Source organism: Streptomyces griseorubiginosus (genome assembly GCF_036345115.1).
In the GTDB taxonomy this organism is placed as follows: domain Bacteria; phylum Actinomycetota; class Actinomycetes; order Streptomycetales; family Streptomycetaceae; genus Streptomyces; species Streptomyces griseorubiginosus_C.
Map to the genome: position 1 here is coordinate 5364946 of NZ_CP107766.1, position 17796 is coordinate 5382741.

General features: G+C 70.3%; 21 protein-coding genes. 15 read left to right on the forward strand and 6 right to left on the reverse strand.

Annotation, left to right across the window (positions count from 1 at the left end; all coding sequences use genetic code 11):
* The first annotated feature begins 510 nt into the window (after window positions 1-510).
* The 7 genes from OHN19_RS24310 (at window position 511) to OHN19_RS24340 (ending at window position 8610) form a co-directional block, all read left to right on the forward strand.
* Window positions 511-1740, forward strand: a complete 1230-nt coding sequence (locus OHN19_RS24310) for an amidohydrolase family protein (RefSeq protein WP_330266210.1) — start codon at window positions 511-513, stop codon at window positions 1738-1740.
* On the forward strand, window positions 1737-2651 hold the full coding sequence (locus tag OHN19_RS24315; protein WP_330266211.1) for an LLM class F420-dependent oxidoreductase: 915 nt from the start codon (window positions 1737-1739) through the stop codon (window positions 2649-2651). Before OHN19_RS24310 ends, OHN19_RS24315 begins: the two co-directional genes overlap by 4 nt.
* Before the next feature lie 11 nt (window positions 2652-2662).
* Window positions 2663-3433 carry an SDR family oxidoreductase gene (locus OHN19_RS24320; protein WP_330266212.1) on the forward strand — a complete coding sequence of 257 codons (771 nt, stop codon included), beginning with the start codon at window positions 2663-2665 and terminating at the stop codon, window positions 3431-3433.
* A gap of 98 nt (window positions 3434-3531) precedes the next feature.
* On the forward strand, window positions 3532-4650 hold the full coding sequence (locus OHN19_RS24325) for an LLM class flavin-dependent oxidoreductase (RefSeq protein WP_330266213.1): 1119 nt from the start codon (window positions 3532-3534) through the stop codon (window positions 4648-4650).
* Between the two features lie 91 nt (window positions 4651-4741).
* Window positions 4742-6472, forward strand: coding sequence for a D-aminoacylase (locus tag OHN19_RS24330; protein WP_330266214.1), 1731 nt, complete (start codon window positions 4742-4744; stop codon window positions 6470-6472).
* A complete protein-coding gene (locus OHN19_RS24335; protein WP_330266215.1) occupies window positions 6469-7929 on the forward strand; it encodes an aldehyde dehydrogenase family protein in 1461 nt (486 codons plus the stop codon). Before OHN19_RS24330 ends, OHN19_RS24335 begins: the two co-directional genes overlap by 4 nt.
* Window positions 7930-8073: 144 nt before the next feature.
* The gene (locus tag OHN19_RS24340; protein WP_330266216.1) at window positions 8074-8610 is read left to right on the forward strand and encodes a DUF3455 domain-containing protein; all 537 of its coding nucleotides are present in this window, start codon (window positions 8074-8076) and stop codon (window positions 8608-8610) included.
* Window positions 8611-8680: 70 nt separating this feature from the next.
* Here the strand turns inward: OHN19_RS24340 and OHN19_RS24345 are convergent, their stop codons facing one another.
* Entirely contained in the window at window positions 8681-9073 is a 393-nt protein-coding gene (locus OHN19_RS24345) for a nitroreductase/quinone reductase family protein (protein WP_330266217.1), read from the reverse strand.
* A 94-nt stretch (window positions 9074-9167) separates the two neighbouring features.
* Here OHN19_RS24345 and OHN19_RS24350 point away from each other — a divergent pair, with 94 nt between their 5' ends.
* Both OHN19_RS24350 and OHN19_RS24355 read left to right on the forward strand, forming a co-directional pair.
* Window positions 9168-9986 (forward strand): endonuclease/exonuclease/phosphatase family protein, encoded by an 819-nt coding sequence (locus tag OHN19_RS24350; protein WP_330266218.1) that lies wholly within the window; start codon window positions 9168-9170, stop codon window positions 9984-9986.
* Window positions 9987-10076: 90 nt separating this feature from the next.
* On the forward strand, window positions 10077-10433 hold the full coding sequence (locus OHN19_RS24355; protein WP_330266219.1) for a DoxX family protein: 357 nt from the start codon (window positions 10077-10079) through the stop codon (window positions 10431-10433).
* Window positions 10434-10445: 12 nt separating this feature from the next.
* On the opposite strand, the gene OHN19_RS24360 is transcribed toward OHN19_RS24355, so the two are convergent.
* On the reverse strand, window positions 10446-10610 hold the full coding sequence (locus OHN19_RS24360) for a DUF397 domain-containing protein (RefSeq protein ID WP_330266220.1): 165 nt from the start codon (window positions 10608-10610) through the stop codon (window positions 10446-10448).
* 10 nt (window positions 10611-10620) lie between these two features.
* Window positions 10621-11475, reverse strand: coding sequence for a helix-turn-helix transcriptional regulator (locus OHN19_RS24365; RefSeq protein WP_330266221.1), 855 nt, complete (start codon window positions 11473-11475; stop codon window positions 10621-10623).
* A 204-nt stretch (window positions 11476-11679) separates the two neighbouring features.
* On the opposite strand from OHN19_RS24365, the gene OHN19_RS24370 reads away from it, so the two are divergent.
* From OHN19_RS24370 to OHN19_RS24380, 3 genes are read left to right on the forward strand one after another with little or no spacing between them, the layout of a single operon-like run.
* On the forward strand, window positions 11680-12111 hold the full coding sequence (locus tag OHN19_RS24370; RefSeq protein ID WP_330266222.1) for an ATP-binding protein: 432 nt from the start codon (window positions 11680-11682) through the stop codon (window positions 12109-12111).
* Window positions 12112-12161: 50 nt separating this feature from the next.
* Entirely contained in the window at window positions 12162-12437 is a 276-nt protein-coding gene (locus tag OHN19_RS24375; protein WP_330266223.1) for a hypothetical protein, read from the forward strand.
* A complete protein-coding gene (locus OHN19_RS24380; protein ID WP_330266224.1) occupies window positions 12434-12715 on the forward strand; it encodes a hypothetical protein in 282 nt (93 codons plus the stop codon). Before OHN19_RS24375 ends, OHN19_RS24380 begins: the two co-directional genes overlap by 4 nt.
* Before the next feature lie 13 nt (window positions 12716-12728).
* Here the strand turns inward: OHN19_RS24380 and OHN19_RS24385 are convergent, their stop codons facing one another.
* The gene (locus OHN19_RS24385) at window positions 12729-13304 is read right to left on the reverse strand and encodes a hypothetical protein (protein WP_330266225.1); all 576 of its coding nucleotides are present in this window, start codon (window positions 13302-13304) and stop codon (window positions 12729-12731) included.
* A 318-nt stretch (window positions 13305-13622) separates the two neighbouring features.
* On the opposite strand from OHN19_RS24385, the gene OHN19_RS24390 reads away from it, so the two are divergent.
* Complete coding sequence (locus OHN19_RS24390) at window positions 13623-14078, forward strand: excalibur calcium-binding domain-containing protein (protein WP_330266226.1); 456 nt, start codon at window positions 13623-13625, stop codon at window positions 14076-14078.
* A 73-nt stretch (window positions 14079-14151) separates the two neighbouring features.
* Here the strand turns inward: OHN19_RS24390 and OHN19_RS24395 are convergent, their stop codons facing one another.
* Complete coding sequence (locus tag OHN19_RS24395) at window positions 14152-14517, reverse strand: VOC family protein (RefSeq protein WP_330266227.1); 366 nt, start codon at window positions 14515-14517, stop codon at window positions 14152-14154.
* Between the two features lie 92 nt (window positions 14518-14609).
* Here OHN19_RS24395 and OHN19_RS24400 point away from each other — a divergent pair, with 92 nt between their 5' ends.
* Window positions 14610-15575, forward strand: coding sequence for a helix-turn-helix transcriptional regulator (locus OHN19_RS24400; protein ID WP_330266228.1), 966 nt, complete (start codon window positions 14610-14612; stop codon window positions 15573-15575).
* Between the two features lie 17 nt (window positions 15576-15592).
* Here the strand turns inward: OHN19_RS24400 and OHN19_RS24405 are convergent, their stop codons facing one another.
* Window positions 15593-16732, reverse strand: coding sequence for an NAD(P)/FAD-dependent oxidoreductase (locus OHN19_RS24405; RefSeq protein ID WP_330266229.1), 1140 nt, complete (start codon window positions 16730-16732; stop codon window positions 15593-15595).
* 190 nt (window positions 16733-16922) lie between these two features.
* Here OHN19_RS24405 and OHN19_RS24410 point away from each other — a divergent pair, with 190 nt between their 5' ends.
* Window positions 16923-17756 (forward strand): LLM class F420-dependent oxidoreductase, encoded by an 834-nt coding sequence (locus tag OHN19_RS24410; RefSeq protein WP_330266230.1) that lies wholly within the window; start codon window positions 16923-16925, stop codon window positions 17754-17756.
* Window positions 17757-17796: the final 40 nt, after the last annotated feature.

The following is a 17796-nucleotide window of genomic DNA, read 5'->3' on the forward strand; positions in this document are numbered from 1 at the left end:
GAGTCGGCCTCGGCGCCGGCCAAGGGCTCCGAGCCCTTGGTGATCCCGGCTCCGGCGGCCTTGGCCGGCGCGGCTTCCGTCGAGACGCCAGCGGGTGCCCCGGCCCCGGCTTCGGCCGGAACGCCCGCCTCCACCTCGGCTCCCGCCGCCTCCCCCGGCGCCCCCTCCGTCAAGTGGTCCGGATTTTCGTCCAGCGCGGCCTCGATCGAGGCGTGGGCGTGGGTGTTCAGTCGTCCCCCGCCCCCGCCCCCCGCCGAGGAGCCGGGACGCCACTGCTTCGGCACCCGCGGTCCACCGTCCATCGCCGTCCCCCTAGGGCCTGTGTACAACCCCGACAGTCTGCCTTGTCCACGGCGGCCGCGTCAGCTGTGGAGAGCGTGATCACAGGAGGCCGCGCGGGATATCACAAGCCTCTTACCTTCTCTCCGCACACATCCGCACAAGAACCGTCGCCATCGGCCGCCGTCCACGGAGCTGACGGACCGTCAGATCGGCGCTACCGTGAGCGCCATGGAGACCACGACGGCACTTCCGAAGATCATCTCCGTCGACGACCACACCGTGGAGCCCCCCGACGTCTGGCAGAACCGGCTCCCCAAGAAGTACCTGGACACCGGACCCCGCACGGTGCGCGCCCCGCTGAAGGAGATGTCCTTCCTGGGCGGCCGCTTCAAGCCCGTCATGGGCGCCCCGGGGGACGACGGTCCGCTGGGCGACTGGTGGGTCTACGAGGACCTGCGCCGCCCCCTCACCCGCCTGGACACCGCGGTCGGATACAGCAGGGACGAGATCAAGCTGGAGGTCATCACCTACGAGCAGATGCGCCCCGGCTCCTACGACGTCCCCGCCCGCCTCGCCGACATGGACGTCAACCACGTCCAGTCGGCGCTCTGCTTCCCCACCTTCCCCCGCTTCTGCGGCCAGACCTTCACCGAGGCCAAGGACCACGAGCTGGGCCTGCTGTGCGTGAAGGCGTACAACGACTGGATGGTGGAGGAGTGGTGCGGCCCGAAGGCCGAGGGCCGCCTGATCCCGCTGACCCTGATCCCGCTGTGGGACGCCGAGTTGGCCGCCGCCGAGGTCCGCCGCAACGCCGCCCGGGGCGTACGGGCCGTCGCCTTCTCCGAGATACCCCCGCACCTGGGCCTGCCCTCCGTCCACACCGACGCCTGGGACCCCTTCCTCGCCGCCTGCGACGAGACCGGCACGGTCGTCGCGATGCACATCGGCTCCAGCAGCCGTATGCCCTCCACCTCCGCCGACGCCCCACCGGCGGTCGGCTCCACCATCACCTTCGCCAACTGCTGCTTCTCGATGGTCGACTGGCTGATGAGCGGCAAGTTCGAACGTTTCCCGAACCTCAAGGTCATGTACGCCGAGGGCCAGATCGGCTGGATCCCCTACATCCTGGAACGCGCCGACGTGGTCTGGGAGGAGAACCGCGGCTGGGGCGGCGTCGCCGACAAGGTCCACCGGCCGCCGTCCGAACTCTTCACCGACCACGTCTACGGCTGCTTCTTCGACGACGCCTTCGGCCTGAGGAACCTCGACGCGATCGGCGTCGGCAACGTCCTCTACGAGACCGACTACCCCCACTCCGACTCCACCTGGCCCAAGTCCCGCGAGGTCGGCGAGGCCCAGATGGGACACCTCGCCCCGGACCTGGTGGAGCGGATCGTCCGCGGCAACGCCATCGAACTGCTCGGGCTCACCCCCGAGGGGCTGTGGAGCGGTGCATGAGATACGGCATCCAGCTCCCCATCCAGTCCCAGAGCACGATCTACGCCGAGCCCTGGGAGGCCGGCGCGGCGCCCGGTGATCTCGTCGAGGTCGCCCGTGCCGCCGACCGGGCCGGGTTCGACTACATCGCCGCCTGCGACCACGTGGCGATCCCGCGCCGTCTCGCCTCCGCGATGAGCACGGTCTGGTACGACCCGGTCGCCACCCTCGCCCACCTGGCGGGTGTGACCGAGCGGGTCCGGCTGCTCAGCCATGTGGCCGTGGTCGGGCTGCGGCACCCCCTGCTCACCGCCAAGCAGTACGCCACCCTCGACCACCTCAGCGGCGGGCGGCTCGTCCTCGGGGTCGGAGCGGGGCACGTGCAGGAGGAGTTCGAGGTGCTCGGGGTCGACTTCGCCGGGCGCGGGGCCGTGCTCGACGAGTCGATCGACGCCGTGCGCAAGGCCCTCGGCCCCGAGGAGTTCCCCGAACACCACGGCAAGCTCTACGACTTCGAGGGGCTCGGCCAGCGTCCCCGGCCCGCACAGTCCCACGTCCCGCTGTGGGTCGGGGGCTCCTCCCCGGCCGCCGTACGCCGGGCCGCCCTCAAGGGCGACGGCTGGCTGCCCCAGGGCGACCCCCGGGATCGGCTGCCCGCGCAGATCGAGCGGATACGGCGGCTGCGGGAAGAGGCCTGCGTCGAGGGGCCGTTCACCGTCGGGGCCATCGCCGAGCCGCTGTACGTCGGCACGCCCGCGTGGGACACCGGCCGCCGGACGCTCAGCGGCGCCCCCGAGACACTCGCCGAGTCCCTGCGCGCCTACCGCGCGATGGGCGTGGACCAGATCCAGGTGCGGTTCCGCAGCCGCGACCGGCAGGAACTCACCGACCAGATCACGGCGTTCGGCGCCGACATCGGCCCCCACCTCTGAGGAGTCACCGCATGGGCAAGCTGGACGGACGTGTCGTGCTCGTCACCGGGGCGGCGCGCGGACAGGGGGAGCAGGAGGCGCGGCTGTTCCGGGAGGAGGGTGCCGAGGTCGTCGTAGGGGATGTGCTGGACGAGCAGGGGAAGGCGCTCGCGGAGGAGATCGGGGCGCTGTACGTCCACCTGGACGTGGGTCAGGAGGCCGACTGGCGGCGGGCGGTGCAGGCCGCCGTGGAGGAGTACGGGCGCCTCGACGGGCTGGTCAACAACGCCGGGATCCTGCGCTTCAACACCCTCCTGGACACCCCTCTCGCGGAGTTCATGCAGGTGGTGCAGGTCAACCAGGTCGGCTGCTTCCTCGGCATGAAGACCGTGGGGCCGGTCATGTCGGACGGCGGCACGATCGTGAACACCGCCTCCTACACGGGGGTGACCGGAATGGCGGGCGTCGGCGCGTACGCCGCCTCCAAGCACGCGGTCCTCGGGCTCACCCGGGTCGCCGCGCTGGAGCTGGCGCCGCGCGGCATCAGGGTCAACGCCATGTGCCCGGGGGCCGTGGACACCGCGATGTCCAACCCGGCCGTCCTGGACCCGTCGGCGGACGGCGAGGCGGCCTCCCGGGGGCTCGACCGCTTCTACCGCAAGATCGTGCCGCTCGGCCGGATCGGGCGGCCGCAGGAGGTGGCGGCGCTGGCACTGTTCCTGACCTCCGCCGACTCCTCGTACATCACCGGGCAGCCGTTCGTGATCGACGGGGGCTGGCTGGCGGGGGTCAGCGTCATCTGACTGACCGTCAGCTATTGACCCTCCATGCCGGTGGTGCCACAGTCACATCGAAACTGACGACCCGTCAGAAATATTCGGACCGGGGATGGTGACCCGCCTTGGAATTCGGGCTCTTTGTACAGGGATATGTGGGCAAGCGCGCCGAGACCGACCCGCTGGCCGAGCACAAGGCGCTGATGGAGGAGACCGAGTACGTCATCCAGGCGGACCGGTCCGGCTTCAAGTACGCCTGGGCCTCCGAGCACCACTTCCTGGAGGAGTACTCGCACCTCTCCGCCAACGACGTGTTCCTCGGCTATCTGGCACACGCGACCGAGCGCATCCACCTCGGCTCCGGCATCTTCAACCCGCTCGCCCAGGTCAACCACCCCGTGAAGGTCGCCGAGAAGGTCGCCATGCTCGACCATCTCACCGAGAACCGCTTCGAGTTCGGCAGCGGACGCGGGGCCGGCTCGCACGAGATCCTCGGGTTCATACCGGGTGTGACCGACATGAACCACACCAAGGAGATCTGGGAAGAGACCATCGCCGAGTTCCCCAAGATGTGGCTCCAGGACGAGTACGTCGGCTTCCAGGGCAAGCACTGGCAGCTCCCGCCGCGCAAGATCCTGCCCAAGCCGTACGGCAAGTCCCACCCCGCGATGTGGTACGCCGCCGGGTCGCCGCCGTCGTACGCGATGGCCGCGCGCAAGGGGCTCGGGGTGCTGGGCTTCAGCGTGCAGAAGGTCTCCGACATGGAGTGGGTCCTCGAGCAGTACAAGACGGCGATCGTGGACGCCGAGCCGATCGGGGACTTCGTCAACGACAACGTGATGGTGACGACGACGGCGATCTGCGCGCCGACGCACGACGAGGCGATCCAGATCGCGGTGAACGGCGGGCTGCACTATCTGCCCTCGCTGGTGTTCCGGTACCACGACACGTTCCCGCGGCCCGAGGGGTTCCCGGTGTGGCCGGAGACGTTGCCGGAGTACACCGCGGAGTTCGTCGAGGTGCTCATCGAGGAGGAGCTGCTGATCTGCGGGGATCCGGACGAGGTGGTCCGGCAGTGCAAGCGGTGGGAGCAGGCGGGGGCGGACCAGTTGAGCTTCGGGTTGCCGGTGGGGGTGCCGAAGGAGGAGACGCTTCAGACGATTCGGCTGATCGGGGAGCACGTGATTCCGAAGATCGACACGGATCCTGTGCATCGGACGTCCCGGTTCCGGGGTGCCGCGTAGTCGCCGTTGCGGTGTGCGGGTGCGTTGTGGCTGGTCGCGCAGTTCCCCGCGCCCCTGAAGACCCGCGACCGGAGTCGAGGAGGCAACGTTCATGCTTGATCACGTCATCAAAGGCGCGACCGTCGTCGACGGGACCGGTGCGGCCGCCTTCACCGCTGACGTGGGGATACGGGACGGCCGTATCGCCGCGGTAGGTGAGATCACCGAGGAAGCCCGTACCACCGAGGACGCCACCGGGCTCGTCCTCGCCCCCGGGTTCGTCGACCCCCACACCCACTACGACGCCCAGCTGTTCTGGGACCCGTACGCCACCCCCTCCCTCAACCACGGCGTCACCACCGTCGCCGCCGGGAACTGCGGGTTCACGCTGGCGCCGCTCAATCCGGACCGGCCGGAGGACGCGGACTACACCCGGCGCATGATGTCCAAGGTCGAGGGGATGTCGCTCGTCGCGCTGGAGGAGGGCGCGCCCTGGAGCTGGCACTCCTTCGGGGAGTACCTCGACGCTCTGGAGGGGCGGATCGCGGTCAACGCCGGCTTCATGGTGGGGCATTGCGCCCTGCGCCGGTACGTGATGGGACCGGACGCCATCGGGGGGCAGCCCTCCGAGGAGCAACTCGCCGAAATGCTGCGGCTGTTCCACGAGGCGATGGATGCCGGTGCCTGGGGGTTCTCCACCACCCAGTCCTCCACGCACTCCGACGGGGACGGCAAACCCGTCGCCTCCCGGCACGCGCTGCCCGCCGAACTCCTCGCGCTCTCCCGGGCCGTGGGGGAACACGAGGGCACGCAGATCGAGGCCATCGTCGCCGGGTGCCTCGACCAGTTCAGCGACGCCGAGATCGAGCTGTTCGCCGAGATGAGCGCGGCGGCGGGGCGGCCGCTCAACTGGAACGTGCTGACCATCGACTCGGCCGTCCCGGAGCGGGTGCCGAGGCAGCTGTTCGCCAGTGAGCGGGCGCGGAAGGCGGGCGGCCGGGTCGTCGCCCTCACCATGCCGATCCTCACCCCGATGAACATGTCCCTGGGCACCTTCTGCGCCCTCAACCTCATCCCCGGCTGGGGACCGGTGCTCGGCCTGCCCGTCCCCGAGCGGATCGAGAAGCTGCGCGACCCCGACGTACAGAAAGAACTGCTCCGGCACTCCCAGGCCAAGGAGGCCGGCGTCTTCCGGCGGCTGACCAACTTCGGGCGGTACGTCATCGGGGACACCTACAGCGACGCCAACCGCGGGCTCTCCGGGCGGGTGGTGGAGGACATCGCGGCCGAGCGCGGGCAGGAGCCGTTCGCCGCGCTCGTGGAGATCTGCGCGGCCGACGACCTCCGTACGGTCCTGTGGCCCATGCCCACCGACAACGACCCGGCGTCCTGGGCGATGCGCGCCGAGGCCTGGCAGCACGAGGACGTGCTGCTCGGCGGGTCCGACGCCGGGGCGCATCTGGACCGGATGTGCGGGGCGCCGTACACGACCCGCTTCCTCGGGGACTGTCTGCGCGGCCGGAAGCTGACGTCGTTGGAGCAGGCCGTGAAGATGCTCACCGACGATCCCGCCCGGCTCTTCGGGCTGCGGGAGCGCGGCCGGATCGAGGAGGGCTTCCATGCGGACCTCGTGCTGTTCGACCCCGAGCGGATCGCCGCGGGCACGGCCACCCTGGTGCACGACCTGCCGGGTGACAGTCCGCGGCTGGACTCCAAGGCGATCGGGATACGGGCCGTGTGGGTCAACGGCGTCGAGGCGATCCGGGACGACGTGGTGAGCGGGGCCGTCCCGGGCCGGGTGCTGCGGTCCGGGCGGGACACACGGACGGTGAGCACGAGGTGAGCGGGGAGCGGGAGGGGCAGCGGCTGTTCGTCGGCGGCGCGTGGGTGGCCCCCGACGGCGGGCACTACGCGGTGGTCGACCCCGCCACCGAGGAGACCGTCGGGTGGGCCCCGGAGGCCTCGCGGGATCAGGTGCACGCGGCCGCTGCCGCGGCCCGCGAGGCCTTCGGGCCGTGGTCGCGCACCGCGCCGGAGGAGCGGGCCGCGATCCTCGCCCGGGCCGCCGACCTCATCCGCTCCCGCCTCCTGCCGTACGCCGACCTCGCCCAGGCCGAGACCGGGGCGACCACCGGCACGGCCCGGGGAATGCAGGTCGGTGTCGCGGCCGCCCGGTTCCGGCGGTACGCGCGGGTCGAGCCCGCCGAGTGGGCTCTCCCGCCGCAGATCAACGAGGCCGGGCCGATGGGGAAGGCCGCGGTGATGGGCGCGCTGGCGGTCCGGCAGCCCGTCGGGGTCGTCACCTGCATCACGTCGTACAACAACCCCTGGGCGAACCCCGCCGGGAAGATCGCCCCCGCGCTCGCCATGGGCAACACGGTGGTCGTGAAGCCCGCCCCGCAGGACCCCCTGTCCGTCTTCCGCATGGCCGAGGCGCTGGAGGCGGCCGGTGTGCCGCGCGGGGTCGTGAACGTGGTCGGCGGGCGCGCGGTGGAGGTCGGCGAGGCCGCCGTCGACTCGCCCGACGTCGACATGGTCAGCTTCACCGGATCCACGGCGGTCGGACAGCGCATCGGCGAGGTGTGCGGACGGTCCATGAAACGGCAGTTGATGGAGCTGGGCGGCAAGGGCGCGGCGCTCGTCCTCGACGACGCCGACCTCGCCTCGGCCGTGGCCGGCATCGGCACGACCTTCTCCTTCTACAGCGGACAGATCTGTACCGCGCCGACCCGGGTGCTGGTGCAGCGGCCGCTGTACGAGCGGTTGGTCGAGCAACTGGCCGCCTATGCACGCCGGTTGAGGGTGGGGGACCCCCGGGAGGCCGGAACCGTGGTCGGACCGGTGATCTCGGCGGCGCACCGGGAGCGGGTCGAGTCGTACGTCGAACTCGGACGCAAGGAGGGCGCGTCGGTGATCGTCGGGGGTGAACGGCCTGCCATGGACCGGGGTTTCTACGTCGGCCCCACCCTGCTCGCTGAGTGCGGCGCCGAGATGCGGGTGGTCCGGGAGGAGATCTTCGGCCCCGTGGTGACCGTCACCCCCTTCGACGACGAGGAGGAGGGGATCGCCCTCGCCAACGACAGCGACTACGGACTGATCGACTACGTCTGGTCCGCCGATGTCGCCCGCGCCTTCCGGGTGGCACGGCGGCTGCGGGCCGGGGGAGTCGGGGTCAACACCGTCGGCCGCAACATGGAGGCGCCCTTCGGGGGCTTCCGGCGCAGCGGGGTCGGGCGGGACTGCGGGTCGTACGCGCTGCACGCCTACAGCGAGGTGCAGTCGCTCGTGTGGCCGGGGTGAGCGTGCCCTCCTGGGGTTCCCGGGAGTGGGTTCGGCCAACTGGCCGGTAACCGGGAGGTTGCCCCGTAGAGTCCCGGAGCGGAGGGCGCCGACATCGACCACGGCGCCCTGATCATCAGTCAAGAACCGTTCCGGAGAACCGACTTGAAGCTCACCAAGCGTTTCGTCCTGACCACCGCGGCCCTCGCCGCCGCGACCGCCTTCCTGGGCACGACCAGCGGCAGCGCGGCCCCCGCGGACGCCGCGCCCCGGCCCGTGAAGGCCCCCGCGGCCCTCAAGGTGCCCGACGGCAACAAGCTGACCGCCGTCTACGGCGCGAGGGGCGTGCAGACCTACACCTGCACCGAGGGTGCCTGGAAGCTCCTGGAGCCGGCCGCCACCCTGTTCGACAAGAGAGGGCGTGCGGTCGCCCTGCACTCGCGCGGCCCGGTCTGGGTGTCCACGGTGGACGGCAGCGCGGTGAACGCCGCCGCGATCGCCAACTCCCCGAAGACCGGCACCATCCCCGAGCTGCTCCTCCAGGCCACCGCCACCCGGGGCGCGGGCGTCTTCGGGGGCGTCTCCTACATACAGCGCCTGAACACCTCGGGCGGCGTGGCCCCGGCCACCGCCTGCACCGGCACGGACCAGGTGAGCGTGGCGTACTCGGCGACGTACGCCTTCTACAAGCCGGCGAAGTGAGGCGCGTGCGTCTCTGAGCGGGGTGGTGGCCCGGGCGCGAGCCGCTCAGGCGGGCCCGGGGCCACCCCCATCAGCCCTCCAGATCCACCCGCACGGTCAACTGCCCCGCCCCTATGGCCCGTACGGCCGCACTGTTCATCAGGGGCAGCGAGCGCAGTCGTACGGCGATGTCGTCGTCCGGCAGCAGATGCGCGGTCCCCTGGTGCCACCGCCCCCGGATGCGCACCCTGACCCTCGGGTCGGCCTTGATGTTGCGGATGTACTGCGAGCGCTCCCCGAACTCGGAGACCAGCCAGAAGGAGTCGCCGATCCGCTTGCCGCCCACCGGGGTCCGGCGGGGGAGTCCCGAGCTGCGGCCGGTGGTCTCCAGGACGGTCTGGAGGGGCAGTCGCCGCATGAGCGGGTTGAGCCGGCGCTGGAGGGCCGCGGCGGCGCGGTACTTGCGTTCGGGGTTGGGGGGCATGGTCGTTGAGACTCCCGTCGCTCGTCATCCGTATCCTGACCGGCGGCCTCGATGATCTCAGGGTGCGGGCCGGGCGGACGAAGGGGTGTCGGCGATGCGCGTGGTGACCTGGAACCTGTGGTGGCGCTTCGGCCCGTGGGAGCAGCGGCAGAAGGCGATCCTGGCGGTGCTGCGGGAGCTGCGGCCGGATGTGGTGGGCCTGCAGGAGGTGTGGTCGGCGGGCGCCGAGAACCTCGCGGGGTGGCTGGCCGGCGAACTGGGCCTGCACTGGGCGTGGGCGCCCTCACCGGCCTCGGAGCGCTGGCAGCGGCGGATCGGCGAGCCGGGGGTGGAGGTCGGCAACGCGGTACTGAGCCGCTGGCCGGTCCTGGACCAGGCGGTCCTGCGTCTCCCGGCGCCCGAGGACCTCGACGACGGCCGCCTGGCCTTCCACGCGCGCCTCGCGGGCCCGTCGTACGACATCCCCTTCTTCACCACCCACCTCACCTCTTCACCCACCGCCTCCGCGGTCCGCCGCCAACAGGTCACGGCGCTGGCGGAGTTCGTCGCCGCCCACCGCTCCGGCACCGACTTCCCACCAGTGATCACCGGCGACTTCAACGCGTGGCCCGACTCCGACGAGATCCGCCTCTTCGGCGGCTACAAGACGACCCCGGCGGCCCCGGACCAGGTCTTCCTGGACGCCTGGGAGTACGCGTCCCCGGCAGCCCCGTCGGCCACGTGGGACCCGGCGAACCCCTACGTCCGCGTGGCCCCGCCGGTCCGCATCGACTACATCCACGTGGGACCGCCGGGGCCGTCCGGACTCGGCCACGTGCGGGACGTACGGCGCGCGGGGGACGGGCCCGTGGACGGGGTGTGGCCGTCGGACCATGCGGCGGTGGTGGCGGACCTGGTGTCGACGCGGGCCTGAGTGCGTGCGAGGCGATGTCACATCTGCGGGGCCCGGCTCGTCGTGACTGTGGCAGTACCGCATCTCACGTCTACAGAAACGGGGACCTTCGTGTTCGCCGCCTACCTCACGGTCACGATCCTCGGCGCGGTCTTCAACGGGGCCGCCGCCGTCACCTATCTGATCGGTCACGAGTACCCCAAGACCCAGGCGGACATGAAGGGCATACCGCGGAAGTACGTCCCGGTCCTGGGCACGCTGCTGGCGGCGGGCACGGTGGGACTGCTGGCCGGCCTGGCCGTACCCCTCCTGTCCACGCTCGCCGCGACCGGCCTGGTGCTGTACTTCATCGGCGCGATCATCGCCCACCTGCGGGTGGGGTCCCGCGACATCGTGGGCGGCATCGTGTTCCTGGCGACGGCGGCGGCGATCCTGGTCCTGGGCCTGGCGGACCACGGCCCGTGGTGACCGGCGCTGCGGTCAGAGTGACTTCAGCAGGGCGGCGAAGGCGTCGCGGCTGACGGTGACGACGGTTCGGGCGGGGTCGGAGTCGGTTATGTGGACTCCGTCGGGGCCGGTGGATATGTGGACGCAGGCCTCGCCCTCTTGGCAGTAGGAGGACTTCCGCCAGGTGATGGTGGTCATCTCGGCTCCTTCACAGGTTCTGGTCGATGGAGTGGATCAGATCGCGGGACTTCGCGGGGCTGAGAGCCATGCCCTCCACGACGTCCAGGAGGCGCCGGTACTTCTCCAGATGGGCCTCGGCATCGATGAGCATCGGACCGTGAAACTGGTCCAACTGCACGGTGTCCAAGGGTGGTACGGGCCCGCAGAGGTAGTTGATGGACTGCCCCGACCCGGGGAACGCCCCGACGTCGAAAGGGAGTACGCGAAGGGTGATGTGCTCCCGGAGGCTCATGTCGATCAGATGCCTAAGCTGATCCCGTGCCACCCGTCGGCCGCCGACCCGCATGTGCAGGGCGGCCTCATGGATCACCGTGCTGTACGGATTCGGGTTCGCCCGGAACACGAAGTCCTGCCGTTTGATCCGGTGCGAGACGCGGTGCTCGACCTCCGGTGGCGTCGGAGCCGGGATCGCCTGGCTGAAGATCTCCCGGGCGTGCTCGGCGGTCTGGAGCATGCCGGGGATATGGGCGGTGAACGCGGTACGGAGGGCCGTGGCGTGGTGCTCCAGCTCGGCCAGTGAGAGGAGCCCCGAAGGCAGGACCTCGCGATAGGCCTCCCACCACCAGCCGCGGGACTTCTCGGCCGCCATGTCGGCGAGGGCGTCGACGTAGGGCTGGTTCGTGCAGGAGTAGAGGGCGGCCATCGCTCGCACGCGCTCCGGGCTCACGCCGAACCGGGAGGACTCGACGTTACTGAGTTGACCCGAACTCGTGCCGAGCAACTGGGCAGCCTCGGTCGAGGTCAGACCGGCTCGCTCCCGGAGTTTGCGCAGCTCCGTCGCCAGCCGGACGCGGCGGGCTGTAGGCGCGGGCCGTGACGTCATGGAATCTCCTCCTACCGCGCATCCAGCGGGTTTGTCACCCACACGAGGGAGAAGAGGCCGAGATCCTTCGAAGTGCCGCAAAGCACCTTTGCGAACCCCCTATCGTCGTGTGCAGGCGCCAACCCACCTGGAAGCGCACCGTGGGACGCCACGGCGGAGACACCAGGCACCCGCCCAACTCCCCTCAGTGACCGGAGACTTCCGATGGCCACCGTATCCCCGTCCTGGAACTACACCCTGCATCTTCCGCACGATCCACGCGCACCGGGAATCGCGAGGGGCGCCCTGCGGCTGATCCTGGCCGCCCACGACCTCCCGGACCTGACCCCCACCGCGGAGCTGCTCGCGGCGGAACTCCTGACGAACGCGCACCTTCATACGAAGGGTCCGTACGCCTTCCGCCTCCTGTCGGCGTCCCCCGGCAGGGTGAGGGTGGCCGTCTGGGACACGGACCCCCGAGTCCCACCCGCCTTCACGACGGACAAGCCCCCCGCCACCCCGGACGCCGAACACGGCAGGGGCCTGCACCTGGTACGTGCCTGCGCGGACGCGACGGGCGTGTCGGTCCTACGCGAACTGGGCGCGTCGAGGGGCGGGAAGCTGCTGTGGGCGGAGTGCGGGGTGCCGGGATGGTGAGCCGGGCCATACTGAGAGTGGAGCGACCCGCTGTTCACCAGGAGCCGACCATGAGCGCACAGCCCGAGCACGGCCGGGGGGCGATGCCCCTCCCGGAGATCCGGACCGTGAACGACTTGCGCAGCGCACTCAGTCGCTACGGCTTTCCTGGTGACCGCGAGCGCTTCGAGGAGGAACTGGCGGCGGCCATAGGAGCCGCTCCGACGAACGACTTCGCGGGCGCCGCGGCCGTGGTCCGCGCGTATCGGCACCGGGTCCTGATCAGGAACTCCTCCGAGATCATGACGGCCCTGGAGGACGCCCGTGGCGGAGGCGGCCGTACGTGAACGAGATCCCGCTGGAGGAGGCCGAGCCCGCGAGGAAGGCGTTCGGCGATCTTACGGAGGGAGAGCGAGACGCGGTTCGTGAGGCGCTGGCTGCCATCGCCCGCGATCCTGGCGTGGGTCGTGAGATCCCCGGCTGGCGCCCTCCGTCCGTCGAGTACACGTACACCACCCCTCTCGCCTCCGACTCGGCCGAGGCGATCACGGTCGTCTACACCCACACACCCGGCTTGGGCGTCACCGTCGTCTACTACTTCCGTGATCCACAGGTGGTGGACTGAGGCGCCCTTCCCGCTACGCCTTGGGCACCGTCCACTCCCTCGGTTCGGCCAAACCGTCCGGCTTGTACAGCACGGACTCCGGGCGTTTATCGCCCGGGACGGGGAACACCAGCTTCCCGCGTGCACACTTGCCGGCGGTCACTGTGACTTCGAACGGGAACTCCGGCTTCGGGAAGTCACCGTAGGTGGTGCCGGACGGACCGATGCGACTGCCATCGCTGTAGTACAGCGTCCAACTGGTCGTGTTGTCGGTGTACGAGCCTTTGGCACCGCACAGTTCGAGGTCTGTGTAGGCCGACACATATCCAGGCATACCGGCCTCTTCGTCGGCCTTGCCGACCGACGTGAAGCCCTGTTTGTAGGCGAGCACGGTCAGGCTGCCTTCGAAGGGCTTGGTCGGGTCGATGTTGCTCAGCTTCCAGGTGTCGCCGAAGGCGAACGGCTTCGCTGACGAAGGTGCGGGGGCCGACACCTCGTCTGCTCCGGGTGTGGCGATGACGGTCTGCGCGCTGGTCACCGTCATGGTGGCCGTCGGCGAGGGGGCGGCTTTGTCGCCACCACCGGAGTCCGCCGTGATACCGATCAACACACCGCCCACCAAGCCGGCGAGAGCTGCACCCGCATGTGTGAGGACACGTCTGCGCGAGTGTGCCGGGTGTGATGGCTGAGCGGCGCCGTCGCGGCCCTGGGAGTGCAATGGCCCGTCGGGGGGTCCTGACGGGGTCGGGCTGTTCATGGCTTCAGCGTGCGACGGTCGGACTGTTCGCGCACTCCGGGGCGTCAGCCGTCCCACGGCGGCTCCGACGTGCGGTACGCCTGACCAGGTGCTGAACTGGAGACCGGATTCGATCGAGCACAGGACGTTGCGATGGTCGGCAACGGCAGACGACGCGGACCTCTTTGGCGAATGCGACGGAAGTGGGCATCCCTGGGCCTGTTGGGCCGGATCCTGGTCGTGGCCCTCGGGCTGTTCGCCGCCTTTGTGCTCCTGGGGGGCGTCCTCAGTGCCATCGACCCGTCAGACGGCGAACCCGGATCACCCGCGACATCAGACACTCCGGCAGTCGGCACCTCGACGGCACTGCCGACACATCCCGTCGACATCCCGACCGCCACCGCCACGGCCACGGCCACGGCGACCGTGACCGTCGCACCCTCGCCCCCTCCCGCGAGGACCGTGACGAAGACGGCCGAAGCCCCCGAGCCGAGGACGACGGCCCCGGCCCCTGATGTGTACTACGAGAACTGTGACGAGGCCCGTGCTGCCGGTGCTGCTCCGCTCTACCGCGGTGAACCCGGATATGGCCCGCATCTCGACAGGGACGGCGACGGTGTGGCCTGTGAGCCGTATGCGGGGCCTTGACGGTGATGCTGGATTGCCGGACCGGACCTCGAGCCCGCGCCGGAGTCCGGACGCGGCTGTCAGAAAAGGCCTTTCAGTCCCGTGGTGCGACACGGATGCGGTTGCCGTCGGGATCGGCTGCGAGGAACGTCAGCCCGAACCCCGCATCATGTGGCTCCTGCAGGATCGTGACGCCCTTGGACTGCCACCGCTCGAAGATCGCATTGATCTCGTCGGGCCCGTAGTTGCCGGCCAGACAAATCTCACCGGTGCGCGGGACGTCCGCTGTCAGATCCTCGAACTGGCCGGACCACAGAGCGAGGTCAGCGCCTGGCCCGAGGTCGAAGGTGATGTATCCCGGGGTCTCGAATGAAGGGCTCAGGCCGAGGAGGTCGCCGTAGAAGTGCGCTGCGGCGGGAGCGTCGTTCACATAGACGATGGACACGACGGACGTGGTCATGGTTGTTCCTTCTCACAGGTCGTAGGTACGCATCCACCAGCCTCACCGGGATATGCGCCGCCCCCTGTCGCAATTCCTGAAAAAATTGGTGTGTGACCCCGGACCGCTTCTTCTCCCTGATGCTGCTCCTCGGATCGAGGGATGCCGTGACCACACGGGAACTTGCCTCGGCGCTCGGGGTGTCCCTTCGAACCGTCACCCGGGACCTGAACTGGCTCCGCGACGCCGGTATGCCGGTGACCGCGCAACGGGGCCGCCTCGGAGGCGTGACCATGCTGCCCGGGTCCGGGCTCGACCTCATGCGACTCACACCGGACGAGCGCGACCATCTGGCGCTCACCGGACTGGATGAGCGGCAGCGGGTGGAGCTCGACGCAGCGGCCGAAAGCCGGCGCGCGCTCTCCAAGATCGCCGCCGCACCGTCACGTCGAGTCGATGAACTCCTGCTGCTCACCGACGTGGTGCACGTGGACAGCCGCCCCTGGCGTGAGGCACGAGCTCTCGGCACGACTCCGGCTTCGCTGGTCGGCGCGGTGCGGCGAGGGCGCCGGCTGCGGATCGAGTACGACAGCCCACGTGCGTCATGCCCAAGCGAACTGGTCGTGGATCCCTACGGCCTGCTCGCCAAGGCCGGCACCTGGTACCTCGTCGCCGACTGTGCCCGAGCGCCACGGATGTACCGGCTCGAACGGATCACGGCGTGGAGTGAAGTCGACCAGCCACGACGGATCCGCGAGAACCAGACCCTGGCCACCGTCGCCGCGGCGCTCGTTGCCCAGTGGGAAGACGACCACGTGATAGAGGTCAGCGCCACCGTCGACCAGAACCAGATCGAGCGAGCGCGACGGATCTTCGGCCGACGACTTGTCCAGGACGACCATGAAGAATCCACCACCGGCCACAAGGTGACGATCCGCTTCCTGCGTCTGGAGGACGTGCGGGCACTACTGCCGTTCGGAAGCGCCATCACCGTGCACGGCCCCACCGAAGCCAGGGTTCACCTCAGCGACCTCGCCACCAGCCTTGCCCACCACTATGGGCCGTCACCGACGTCCTGACCCGCAACAGCCCGTGGTCAGTTGCTCGGCTGGCTCTCCCCCGTGAACATCTCGATCAGGCCGTGCGGTGTGTCCTCGCCGAACATGACCGCGTACAGCTCCGTGCCCTCAGCGGCCGTTTCCGCGCTGCGGGGGAACATGGGCTGTTCGTAGGCGGTCAGGGCCGTTTCGATGTCGTCGGGGTGGGTCGCGAGGGACTGGGCGAGTTCGGCCGCGTCGAGCATGGCGAGGTTGGCGCCCTCGCCGTTCGGGGCGGCGACGTGGGCGGCGTCGCCGATCAGGGTCACTCCTGGTACCCGCTCCCACCGGTGCTCGACGGGCAGCGCGGCGAGGGGACGCAGTACCGGGGCGGTGTCGGCGTCGGTGATCAGCGCGGTGAGTTCCGGGGCCCAGCCGTCGAACTCGCCGGCGATCCTCGCCACGGCCGCCGCCGCGTCGGTGAAGTCGATGTCCGCGAACCACTCCTGCGGCCGGGCGAGCATCACATAGGTGTGCAGGTTGCCGCCCTTCTCCCGGTGCGTCACGAAACCCTTGCCCGGTGCGAGCGCGTACAGCGCCCCGCCTCCGACCACCTTCGCACTGGCCGGGTGCCGGGTGTCGGCGTCGTGCAGGTAGACCTCCACGCAGGACATCCCGGTGTACGCGGGCACCGCGGCCGAGAGCAGCGGCCGGACCCGGGACCAGGCGCCGTCCGCGCCGACCAGGAGGTCCGTGACGACCGAGGTGCTGTCGGCGAACGTCACCTCGTGGCGGCCCCCGCCCAGCGCCCGCACACCGCTGACCTTGCGGCCCCAGCGGACCGTGCCGGCCGGCAGCGAGTCCAGCAGGAGCTGCCGCAGCTCGCCGCGCTGCACCTCGGGTCGGCCGCCCGTGCCGTCGTCGGGCTGGTCGAACAGGACGGTCCCGTCCGGGGCGACCAGCCGTGCCGCCTCCCGGCCCTCCAGGACGAGGTCGCCGAACCCGTCCATCAGCCCGGCCGCCTCCAGGGCGAGCTGACCGTTGTAGTCGTGTATGTCCAGCATCCCGCCCTGCGCCCGCGCCGTCGGCGAGGCCTCCGCCTCGTAGACGGTGGACGCGATGCCGTTCACCTGCAGGACGCGGGCGAGCGTGAGGCCGCCGAGTCCGGCGCCGATGATCGTGACAGGGCTGTTCGACATGGGAGCTCCTTCGTCATCAGGCCCCCGGTGGACTCCGGTCGGCCGTCTCCAGCAAGGTTCCGGCGCCCCGCCGACAGACCCCCGACACCGCACCTACAGCCCCGACAGACGACCTACAGACACGTCCAACACAGACAATGCCGACCAGTCGGTATGGACATCCCCGTCCCGGCCCGGTAGAGATGCACCCATGCGAATCTCCGTGACCATCTTCCTCACCGACGAGACCATCACCCCGACCCGGCTCGCCCGTGAGCTGGAGGCGCGGGGCTTCGCCGGGCTCTATCTGCCCGAGCACACCCACATCCCCGTCGAGCGCAGCACGCCGTACCCCGCGGGCGGCGAACTGCCGCGCGAGTACGGCCGTACCCTCGACCCCTTCGTCGCCCTCGGCCAGGCCGCCGCCGTCACCGAGTCGCTCGGCCTCGGCACCGGCATCACGCTCGTCGCCCAGCACGACCCGATCGACCTCGCCAAGCAGATCGCGACCCTGGACCACCTCAGCGGCGGCCGGTTCACGCTCGGCCTCGGCTTCGGCTGGAACGTCGAGGAAGCCGCCGACCACGGCGTCGAGTGGCGTACCCGGCGCGAGCTCGTCCGGGACCGGATGGCGCTCATGCAGGCCCTGTGGGCGGACGAACCGACCGCCTACGAGGGCCGGTTCGGGAGCGTCCGGGCCAGCCACGCCTTCCCCAAGCCGGTCCGGCGGCGCACCCTCGTGGGCGGCGCCGCCGGGCCGAAGCTGTTCTCCCACATCGTCGAGTACGCCGACGGCTGGCTGCCCATCGGCGGGCGCGGCCTCACCGAGTCCCTGCCCGTGCTGCGCGCCGCCTGGTCCGACGCGGGCCGCGACCCGAACGCCCTCCAGGTCGTCCCCTACGCCGTCTTCCCGAACCCCGGCAAGCTCGCGCACTACGCCGACCTGGGCATCGAGGAGGTCGTGGTGCAGCTGCCTCCGGCGGGGGAGGGCGAGGTCCTGAAGGCGCTGGACGAGTATGCCCGTTATGTCGAGGAGGGCAGTTGATGTGTGATGTCACCCACCTCTCGGCAGCCCCTCTGTCCTG

Bases quoted from the DNA above. Each gene is read 5' to 3' on its own strand.
- OHN19_RS24310 (WP_330266210.1), top strand. From the start codon at position 511: ATGGAGACCACGACGGCACTTCCGAAGATCATCTCCGTCGACGACCAC.
- OHN19_RS24410 (WP_330266230.1), top strand. From the start codon at position 16,923: ATGCGAATCTCCGTGACCATCTTCCTCACCGACGAGACCATCACCCCG.
- OHN19_RS24350 (WP_330266218.1), top strand. From the start codon at position 9,168: ATGCGCGTGGTGACCTGGAACCTGTGGTGGCGCTTCGGCCCGTGGGAG.
- OHN19_RS24365 (WP_330266221.1), bottom strand. From the start codon at position 11,475: ATGACGTCACGGCCCGCGCCTACAGCCCGCCGCGTCCGGCTGGCGACG.
- OHN19_RS24315 (WP_330266211.1), top strand. From the start codon at position 1,737: ATGAGATACGGCATCCAGCTCCCCATCCAGTCCCAGAGCACGATCTAC.
- OHN19_RS24320 (WP_330266212.1), top strand. From the start codon at position 2,663: ATGGGCAAGCTGGACGGACGTGTCGTGCTCGTCACCGGGGCGGCGCGC.
- OHN19_RS24405 (WP_330266229.1), bottom strand. From the start codon at position 16,732: ATGTCGAACAGCCCTGTCACGATCATCGGCGCCGGACTCGGCGGCCTC.
- OHN19_RS24390 (WP_330266226.1), top strand. From the start codon at position 13,623: ATGCGACGGAAGTGGGCATCCCTGGGCCTGTTGGGCCGGATCCTGGTC.
- OHN19_RS24345 (WP_330266217.1), bottom strand. From the start codon at position 9,073: ATGCCCCCCAACCCCGAACGCAAGTACCGCGCCGCCGCGGCCCTCCAG.
- OHN19_RS24330 (WP_330266214.1), top strand. From the start codon at position 4,742: ATGCTTGATCACGTCATCAAAGGCGCGACCGTCGTCGACGGGACCGGT.
- OHN19_RS24370 (WP_330266222.1), top strand. From the start codon at position 11,680: ATGGCCACCGTATCCCCGTCCTGGAACTACACCCTGCATCTTCCGCAC.
- OHN19_RS24375 (WP_330266223.1), top strand. From the start codon at position 12,162: ATGAGCGCACAGCCCGAGCACGGCCGGGGGGCGATGCCCCTCCCGGAG.
- OHN19_RS24395 (WP_330266227.1), bottom strand. From the start codon at position 14,517: ATGACCACGTCCGTCGTGTCCATCGTCTATGTGAACGACGCTCCCGCC.
- OHN19_RS24360 (WP_330266220.1), bottom strand. From the start codon at position 10,610: ATGACCACCATCACCTGGCGGAAGTCCTCCTACTGCCAAGAGGGCGAG.